General features: G+C 40.9%; 5 protein-coding genes and 3 pseudogenes. 3 read left to right on the top strand and 5 right to left on the bottom strand.

Annotated features, from left to right (window positions below; translation table 11 throughout):
- Nucleotides 1-127 precede the first annotated feature (127 nt).
- From CWC14_RS17180 to CWC14_RS17170, 3 genes and pseudogenes are all read right to left on the bottom strand, one after another.
- On the bottom strand, nucleotides 128-361 hold the full coding sequence (locus CWC14_RS17180; protein ID WP_138564108.1) for a hypothetical protein: 234 nt from the start codon (nucleotides 359-361) through the stop codon (nucleotides 128-130).
- A 177-nt stretch (nucleotides 362-538) separates the two neighbouring features.
- A pseudogene (locus CWC14_RS17175) lies at nucleotides 539-1,281 on the bottom strand (M12 family metallo-peptidase).
- Between the two features lie 64 nt (nucleotides 1,282-1,345).
- A pseudogene (locus tag CWC14_RS17170) lies at nucleotides 1,346-2,060 on the bottom strand (protease inhibitor BamI-like protein).
- Nucleotides 2,061-2,428: 368 nt separating this feature from the next.
- On the opposite strand from CWC14_RS17170, the gene CWC14_RS17165 reads away from it, so the two are divergent.
- On the top strand, nucleotides 2,429-3,586 hold the full coding sequence (locus CWC14_RS17165) for a benzoate/H(+) symporter BenE family transporter (RefSeq protein WP_138564106.1): 1,158 nt from the start codon (nucleotides 2,429-2,431) through the stop codon (nucleotides 3,584-3,586).
- Between the two features lie 149 nt (nucleotides 3,587-3,735).
- On the opposite strand, the gene hemH is transcribed toward CWC14_RS17165, so the two are convergent.
- A complete protein-coding gene (gene hemH / locus CWC14_RS17160; protein ID WP_138564104.1) occupies nucleotides 3,736-4,755 on the bottom strand; it encodes a ferrochelatase in 1,020 nt (339 codons plus the stop codon).
- Nucleotides 4,756-4,833: 78 nt separating this feature from the next.
- Nucleotides 4,834-5,295, bottom strand: a pseudogene (locus tag CWC14_RS17155) (HD domain-containing phosphohydrolase); the annotation flags it as partial.
- Nucleotides 5,296-5,616: 321 nt separating this feature from the next.
- On the opposite strand from CWC14_RS17155, the gene CWC14_RS17150 reads away from it, so the two are divergent.
- Both CWC14_RS17150 and arfA read left to right on the top strand, forming a co-directional pair.
- Nucleotides 5,617-8,145, top strand: a complete 2,529-nt coding sequence (locus tag CWC14_RS17150; protein WP_138564102.1) for a TonB-dependent receptor plug domain-containing protein — start codon at nucleotides 5,617-5,619, stop codon at nucleotides 8,143-8,145.
- A gap of 175 nt (nucleotides 8,146-8,320) precedes the next feature.
- A complete protein-coding gene (gene arfA / locus CWC14_RS17145) occupies nucleotides 8,321-8,521 on the top strand; it encodes an alternative ribosome rescue factor ArfA (protein WP_008464937.1) in 201 nt (66 codons plus the stop codon).
- Nucleotides 8,522-8,842 lie beyond the last annotated feature (321 nt).

The raw sequence follows: 8,842 nt of genomic DNA, 5'->3' as shown, positions 1-8,842 counted from the left end.
TGAGAAGCCCCGCGATGTAGCCAGTGCGCAAGTTAACTTAAACTGGGCGTTAGGTATTCAGGCTGGGAACCAGCCTAAAAAGGTAGCTTAGGCTTTCTTTTTGAAACTCCTTCAAAACGCGCAGCGTTTAGTGGGAGTTGTTCATCTCGGCAGAGCTTGCAGGCACTGTGTGGCTGTTTATGGTAATTGCATTACTTGTAACTTCAGATACTTGGCCAATAATAACGCTTGGAAAGTTATTAACCTCAGAAATGACATTGGTTTTATTACTTGATGAGCTGCTGCCACATGCACACAACGCAAGTGAAATTGCAGATAAAGAAATGAGTTTAACAGTACTTTTAATTAGTGAATTATTCATAGCTTACTCCTAGTTATTAATATGGAGTAAGTGTACCTATTACCAAATATTGTAAAGGTGGACGTAACATTAAATTTTGTTAATGTTTAAACTAAATAAAAAAGAGCGCAAATGCGCTCTAAGGGGAAACAATTAAAAAGTGGGCTGTAGGCTCACTTTAGTTACTATTTGCGTTACTTATTTAAAGTTAGCAATACTTGTTTTTGTATCGGTTACAGTACGAATAGCATATGCTTGGTTAGTCACACCAAATGGAATGCCGTTTACGCTCCAATTTGGGTTTGAGAAATAGTCGTACTGCGTTGCACTACCAAACACATGTGGGTAGGCCATAATACTGGCAAATTCATTTTGTACACCGTGGCCCATGCCATCAACATATACGCCACCGCTTGTATCGCCTTGCTTACGAGAATGCGCTAAACCTTGGTTATGACCTAGTTCATGTACGAACGTTGTTGCTCCACATCAACGGCTGTTATTGAATACATACGGTTGCTCATTGAGCTGTATAAATTGCCATTCGTACCTTGACCAACCCATGCCAGTCCACAAGAGATTAAACCGCTGCCTGCACTTTGGCCTGTGCCTAATACGGCTACCATGTCGGCTTTCCAATCATTGCGTAAGCCATCTACATAGCTGCTATTTGTCACGGCGTTAAGCCAATCTTCTGAAGGGGTGATTGCATGGTTGCCTAAGTTTTGAGAACCGACTAACCGCAGTGTTATATCAACGCCATTTTGGCTATATACTTGATTACTAAAAGCAATAAGCTGATTAATTTTAGTATTAATGTTACTGGTAGCGGCAGCTGATTGGTCGGTATATAAAATACCAATATCAATTGTTTCTGCTGACACTGTGCTTGCGGCACATAATGCCGATGCAATAGCGGCTGTTGATATTATTTTTTTCATAGTCGTATTTCCTTTCTTTGTAATTGCAGTGTTACTGCTGAGTTATCTTGGTTTAGGTTAAAAATTAAATTGAGGGTGATTCTTCATCACTGGGCGCAAACGGATCTTCACCGTCAGTATTTTTTGGTGCGGGTTCACCTACTTGGTGTTCTATATGGTTTTTATATAAGTCGCGTTTTGCTGCAATCCAGCCATATTGGCCTTTGCTTTCAAAAACATAATTGCCACTTGGGGCAGTAAATTGACCATACACCGCGTCATTACCAACGGTTAATATAGTGGTATGCAATGCTCCATTAGCGCCAATCACTTGACCAACAATGCTTTTATCACCGTTACTGGCATTGGTAACATTCGTTATGTCAGCGCTGTAGGTTTCTGCGGTTTGCGGTAGAGCGAGGTCAAAATTATCCCCCTGCTTTAAGGGTTTTAAGCGCTGCTAGATCAAATTCTATATAGGCTTCATTTTGTAAATCGGTAGGCAGTACTTTTGCCGCTTTAAGTATTTCTTTGGTCTTGGTTGAAGGTTTATTGATTGCGTCAAATGAGTTTTCAATAACGGCTAACTTTGCTTCTGAGGGGGCGGTTTTTATAGGGTCTTTACTCATATCGATTGGTAATGGCTTACGTGTTTGTTTTGCAAATTCAGAATCAACAGGAGCGATATCAATAGCAATGGGCGCTTCTACCTCATCGACTTTTTTCTGATTATTAAGCAGCGTATATATGGCAAATACAGACAAAGGAATAGCGATAATTAAAACAATGTAACGTTTCATCTGTTTCTCTTTTAGGGTAATTGGTGAACTAATTGTTAGGTTTTATATTGAAAATAGGATGAGGTTAAATTTAAATTGTAACCATAAAGTGTTAATTGGTGTTTTTATAACTCATTGTAAGTATTTGCTTTACCTTTTTTAGGTATTTATTTTTGATTTAATAAGTGTGGTTTTTTGTAGTAATGACGCACCCTGTGGCATGTTTTTAGGTACGCATGTGTTTTTTAAATTGCAATGATTTTGAAAGACAAAACTGACCAATAATTTTTTTTAGTAACGTGATCATTTTTCATTATTAATTATTCAAAATTGCAAAGTATAAATAGGCAAAGTATGTTGTAGCATTAGGGTTTCTTAATGAGGGAATTATGGCAGGGACTGATCAGTTACTTAGTCGCACTATGGCGGGACTTGTTGCCGTTATTATTGGTTTTTCAAGTTCAATAGCATTGATTTATCAAGTGGTGATCACTTTAGGTGGCACACCTGAACTAGTGGCAAGCTGGATATTAATGCTGGGCTTGGTAATGGGCAGTACCTCTATTGTGTTGTCGTTTTATTATAAAGTGCCTATTTTAATTGCATGGTCTACCACTGGGGCTGCATTACTAATTTCAAGCGCGCAAGGCTATAGCCTACATGAAGCGATAGGTGCATTTATGCTCTCAGCCTTATTGGTGCTGGTGTCGGGAATAACGGGGTGGTTTGAAAAAATCATGAACCGTATTCCCAGTGAACTGGCTTGTGCCATGTTAGCGGGGGTATTAGTCACATTTGGCATTGATGTGTTTAACTTTATGAACGATATGCCATTAGTTATTGGTTTAATGGTGGTGGTGTACTTTATTGGTAAGCGCTTTTTTGCCCGTTTTGCGATGCTAAGTGTGTTGCTAGCGGGTATATTTTTAGCGTGGTATATGGGCAATATCGATATCAGTACCGTGCATTGGCAAGCCAGTAGTTTTACTTATATTGCACCAAGCTTTAGTTTGCAGGTATTTGTAAGTATAAGTATTCCTTTATATATAGTCACTATGACCTCACAAAACTTACCCGGTTTCGCTATTTTGAAAGCGCATAATTATAAGGCGCCTATATCATCGTCATTAACTGTGACCGGGTTAATAAATTGTGTGACGGCTCCCTTTGGTACCTACTCTATTAATCTAGCAGCCATAACAGCGGCTATTTGTATGAGCGAAGAGGCCGATAAAGACCCTGATAAGCGTTATTGGGCAAGTATTGCTGGTGGCGTGTTTTACATAATTATGGCGTTATGTGCGGCTATGTTAGTGGCAATTGTGGCAAGCCTGCCACAGGCCTTAGTATTGGCGCTGGCGGGTATTGCTTTGTTTGGCACTATTGCCAATAGTTTGCAGCAGTCTTTGCATAGTGCTGAATATACTGAAGCGGCCATTATTACTTTTTTAGTCACGGCCTCAGATTTAACTTTATGGTCGGTGGGCTCTGCCTGTTGGGGAATAATTGCCGGAGCAATTACATTAATAGTGACACATAAGCGCTAGGTTTAGGGAAGCTATTAGGTGCGGGGTTCGGGTGTCGAGCAACGGGTTTGGCACTGTGCGCGCGAGGTAAACTCCCACCTACCGTCAACCATCGCGCTTGGCTAGTCTCTGCCTGAAACCTGATCCCTAACACCTGCTCTTTGCTGCCTTTAAAGCATTGGCTTTAACACATCAAACATGGCGTCGATGTGATCGTCACGATCATTTAGGGCTGCAATGTATCGGTATTTTTCGCCGCCAGCTTCTTCAAAAATTTCTCGGTTTTCACCTTCTAATTCTTCAAGTGTTTCAAGGCAGTCGGCGCTAAATGCAGGGCTGATAATTGCGATATCTTTAACTCCTTCGCTAGGTAAGCTCTCAAGAGTTGCATCTGTGTATGGTTTTAACCATTCAGCTTTACCAAAGCGACTTTGAAAAGTAGTGATCACTTTATCTTTGTCTAGCCCTAGTTTTTCAACCACTAAACGCGTGGTTTGTTGGCATAGGCAGTAATATGGGTCGCCATTATCTAAAAACTGTTTAGGCATACCGTGGTATGAAAACACCATTTTTTGTGGCATTCCGTTTTTTTCTAAATCTTCGCTAATGCTGTTAGCGAGTGACTCTAGGTAGGTTGGGTTTTTGTGATACCCATTTACAAAGTGCAGCTCTGGCACCCAGCGCCATTTTTTTAATACATTGGCAACCGCATCAAATGTGGAGCCTGTGGTTGGGCTTGAATACTGCGGGTAAAGTGGCAGCACAATAATACGGGTTAAACCTTTGTCTCTAAGCTCTTCAAGGCCCACTTCGATTGATGGATTACCGTAGCGCATCGCCATAACTACTTCGGTATTAGTGTAGCCATGGTGTTTTAATAAGGCATTTAATTTAAGGCTTTGCTGGCGTGTAATGTGAGTAAGCGGCGAGCCATTTTCGGTCCATATACTTTTATATAATTTAGCTGAGCGTTTTGGGCGAATACGCAAAATGATGCCATGGAGAATTATCATCCACACTATACGTGGTATTTCTACAATACGCGGATCTGACAAAAACTCACGTAAGTAAACACGTAACGCGCTTGCTGTGGGGGCATCGGGGCTACCTAAGTTGGTTAATAAAATACCTGTTTTTTGGTTAAAACGCCCGTCGTGGGGATTATCGGTAACGGCAGAAAATCGCGACACTGTGTGCTCCTTCAAGCAATATATTTGAAAGTAACTATTATGGCTTAGTATAACGAATAAAAGAGCATTTTAGATCAATCATTTAGCCGTTTTAACCATAATTCTAAACGGAGTCGGCTTTTTGGCTTCGAGTTGCTGTAGTTTCACAATCGATTTTGAATTGAAAACATGCCCTTTGGGTAAAAGCATGATGCCGGCATGGCTGTGCAGTGAGTTTGCCAGTGTCATACTCTCTTCAAGTTCTTGAGCGCAAATTACTTTAATTGAGCCAATAGACGTGTCTGAGGCCATAAGCTGTACATGACTTGCCTCAAGCGATTTTACTATTTTTGGATGATATAAGCTGCCACTACCAAGCTTAATATTATTAAGTGCCACCTCATGACGCATTTTTGTAGTTAATAATGGATCGATTTGCTCATAATGCTCCCAGTAATCGCGAGCAACGCTGAGCACCATAGCCCCAATGGGAATATCGTTTTTAGCAAGCCCTTTGGGTATTCCTTGGCCGTTGTAGCGTTCGAATTGATGATAAATTGCATAAAAGATCATCATAAGTACGTTTTATCACTAGTTTGGTTTAAAAAACGTACAACCACGTTGTTTTTAGTTCTTATAAATATAACTTTATATTTAACATTGTATTAACTTGTGGTGGGGTGGTATTAAATCGCTACTTTGATTGTATTTTAAGCTCTTAAAGGTGTTATTTTCCTGTTTTTTAAGTTGTTTGCATTTTTATGCTAATTTTATCAATTTTTTTGTTTCTTTTTGTTTGTGTATGTTGCTAGGATGTTATCAAGGGGGTATACGAATATACCCCACACACATTATAAGAATACACAAAACAGGGTCATCATTATGTCAACATATCGTTTAAACACCTTGGCTGTAGCGGTTGCTTTTGCCTTCAGTGCGCCAAGTATGGTTAATGCACAAGAAGCGTCAGCTAAAGCTGAAAAAAATATCGAACAAATATCTGTTTTAGGATCGCGAGTTTCAAACCGAACTGCCACTGAGTCGTCATCACCTATTGATTTAATTGACGCAGATGATTTAAACAAAGGCGGCTTTACCGAGCTTGGACAGAGCTTACAGGCAACGGCGCCGTCATTTAACTTCTCACGAACACAGGTTTCTGATGGTTCTGATTTATTTCGCCCTGCTACATTACGCGGCTTACAACCAGATCAAACCTTGGTTTTAGTCAACGGTAAGCGCCGTCATAATCAATCTATTTTTGGTTTAACAAGTACTGTGGGCGGCGGCTCTGCGGGTACTGACATGAATGCGATCCCGCTTATTGCTTTAAAAGGGGTTGAGGTGTTGCGTGATGGTGCGGCGGCGCAGTATGGCTCAGATGCAATTGCAGGGGTTATCAACTTATCACTTAATAACTCAACAGATTTAACCACCGGGTACGTACAATATGGCGAAACGGCAGAAGGTGATGGAGAAACAATTTCTGCGGGTTTAAATCGTGGTTTTGAATTAGGTAATGAAGGCGGTTTTATTAATTTATCGCTTGAGTACCGCGATGCAGATAAAACTAACCGCGCAGAGCGAGATACGGGTGGGTCACTTAATGTTGCACCAGGTACTTTATCGGACGAAGTACGTTGGGGACAAGGTAATGCAGAGAGTGAATTCACTTCGGTATTTTACAATATGGCGTTGCCAATGGGTGAGGGGGAGCTTTACTCATTTGGTGGTTACTCTGAGCGAACTGCACTAGGCAACGGCTTTTACCGTAATTTTAATGAAGCGTCTAAAAACGTAACGCAAGTTTACAGCGACGGTTTTTTACCGCAAATAGATAATGAAGCACAAGATATTTCGGTATCAGTTGGTTTTAAAGGTGAAATTAACCCTGATTGGACCTACGATATTTCTGCAGTTTATGGTGAAAACCAATACGATTTTACCTCACGCAATACTTTAAATGCGTCATACGCGGCGGAGTATTTATTTAATAACCCGGATGCAAGCGATGCCGATATAGCCGCGAATGCTGGCCCAACAGAGGGATACTCGGGTGGTTTTAGGTTTGATCAAACAACCTTTAATGCAGATATAAACGGGATTGTTGATATTGGTCGTAGTGAGCCTGTTTATGTTTCAATTGGCGCTGAATACCGTAAAGAAAACTATGAAATTGTACCCGGTGAAGAAGCATCATACGCATGTGGAACAGCCAACACGGATACCTCATACCCATCGGTGAACGATCCGAGTCAATTTGCACAATGTGGTTTTCAAGCTTATAACGGCCTTCGTCCTGAAGCCTCGAATAAGAGCGACCGTGATAGCTATGCGGTGTATGTTGATGCAGAAACCATGTTAAACGATGCATGGAATGTGAGCGGCGCACTTCGCTATGAAGATTTTTCTAATGCGGGTGACGACATCATAGGTAAAGTAGCAACACGTTATGAATTTAATGATGACTTTGCGGTACGTGGTGCGTTATCAACGGGTTTTAGAGCACCATCATTACAGCAAAGTGGTTACACTGCTTTTACCACTAATTTAGGGTCTGACGGCACGTTAAGTCAGTCGTTTACTGCGACAACAGGTTCAGCATTTCCTGCAGCTTTAGGCGTTGATACTTTAAAGCTTGAAACATCAACTAACTACAGTGCCGGTTTTGTTTACGATGTGACCAGTGACTTATCATTAACGGTGGATTTTTACCGAGTAGAAATTGAAGACCGTATTACATTAGGTAGCTTGTTGTCGGCGGATGATGTGGCGTTTAGTCCTGAGGCGGTTGCTGCTCTGCAAGCAACGGGTGCAGTGCAAGCGAATTACTTTTCAAACTCTGTAAACTCAACCACTCAAGGCGTGGACATTATTGCGTCATACCGCACCGATTTATATGACGGTAATTTCTCTGCTACGTTTGCGGGTAACTTAAACGAAACTAAAATTGATAGTGTGAATGCAGCGCCAGGTATTCCAAAAAATGTGGCACTTGATGATATTCAGAGTAGCTTCTTAACTGATGGACAACCGGGTGAACGTGCAACGCTTACTTTTGATTATGAGCGTGATTCGTACAGCTCAATGATCCGCTTTAACTACTTTGGCGAAACCGATGTGAAGTATTTTGCTAACGATCATATTGAGCTAGCTACTGATGGCTCATTTAAAGCGACGAGTACTGTAGAATCAGCCGTATTAGTGGATTTAAATGTAAGTTATCAAATTAACGAGATGTTTGCGTTATCGGTTGGCGCAGACAACGTATTTGACGAAACACCGGATGAATTAGGTGATGATGAAGTATTAAATGCTATCTCTAATGGGGCATTTAAATACCCATTGCGTGCTGTACCCTATGGCTTTGATGGCCGTAGTTACTATGCAAAATTAAGTTTTAGTTTTTAATTTTATAAGCTAAATAGGCGCCGTTATAAACGGCGCTTTTTTTATGGCTAAAATATATTTAAAACAGCATTAAAAATGATTGCATGCTTGAAAATTAAGCCTACAATCGCCATCCATAACGAAGGCGCATTGCTCCTTCGAGTGATTCTTTTATTTTTAACGAATAGGAAATAATATGACTAAAAAATGCAAAGCAAAAGCGGTTAATAAATCCGCTGTAGACACCGGCCGCGGCGTGATCAAACACAACGCATTAGCAGCACTGGTAACCTCTAAAGTATTTAAGCCGCAAGTGGTTAAAGCTAAAAAAGGCAAAGGCTCGTTTAAACGCAACAACAAACATGCAGGACAAGAGTCCTATTTAATCGCGGCTTAATTAGCACCGATCAAATAGGGCTTTTGAACGTACCGAAATAAGGCAGGCTACGAGCGACGAGCTACGGGTTTCGAGTCACGAGCAGCGAACACAACCTAGCACCTTTAGCCTTCTCTTTCCGCGCAGCGTCTCATAACCTCTATGTGAAAATTTTACTAAAACCTATTTGACCACAGAGAAGCGAATGAGAAGAAAGTAAACAGGCAACAGGTTTCGAGTGACGAGTAGCGAGCTTGTGCAAACAACCTAGTATCTAGTCATACTATTCCTAAAACCTAAAACCTAAAACCTAAAACCTAAAACCTAAAACCCAGAACCTAA

Source organism: Pseudoalteromonas sp. S3260 (genome assembly GCF_005886925.1).
GTDB lineage: Bacteria > Pseudomonadota > Gammaproteobacteria > Enterobacterales > Alteromonadaceae > Pseudoalteromonas > Pseudoalteromonas tetraodonis.
Note: the sequence above shows the minus strand (reverse complement) of the source record. Positions and strands in the feature narration are given on the sequence as shown.

Bases quoted from the DNA above. Each gene is read 5' to 3' on its own strand.
- CWC14_RS17180 (WP_138564108.1), bottom strand. From the start codon at position 361: ATGAATAATTCACTAATTAAAAGTACTGTTAAACTCATTTCTTTATCT.
- CWC14_RS17165 (WP_138564106.1), top strand. From the start codon at position 2,429: ATGGCAGGGACTGATCAGTTACTTAGTCGCACTATGGCGGGACTTGTT.
- CWC14_RS17150 (WP_138564102.1), top strand. From the start codon at position 5,617: ATGTCAACATATCGTTTAAACACCTTGGCTGTAGCGGTTGCTTTTGCC.
- arfA (WP_008464937.1), top strand. From the start codon at position 8,321: ATGACTAAAAAATGCAAAGCAAAAGCGGTTAATAAATCCGCTGTAGAC.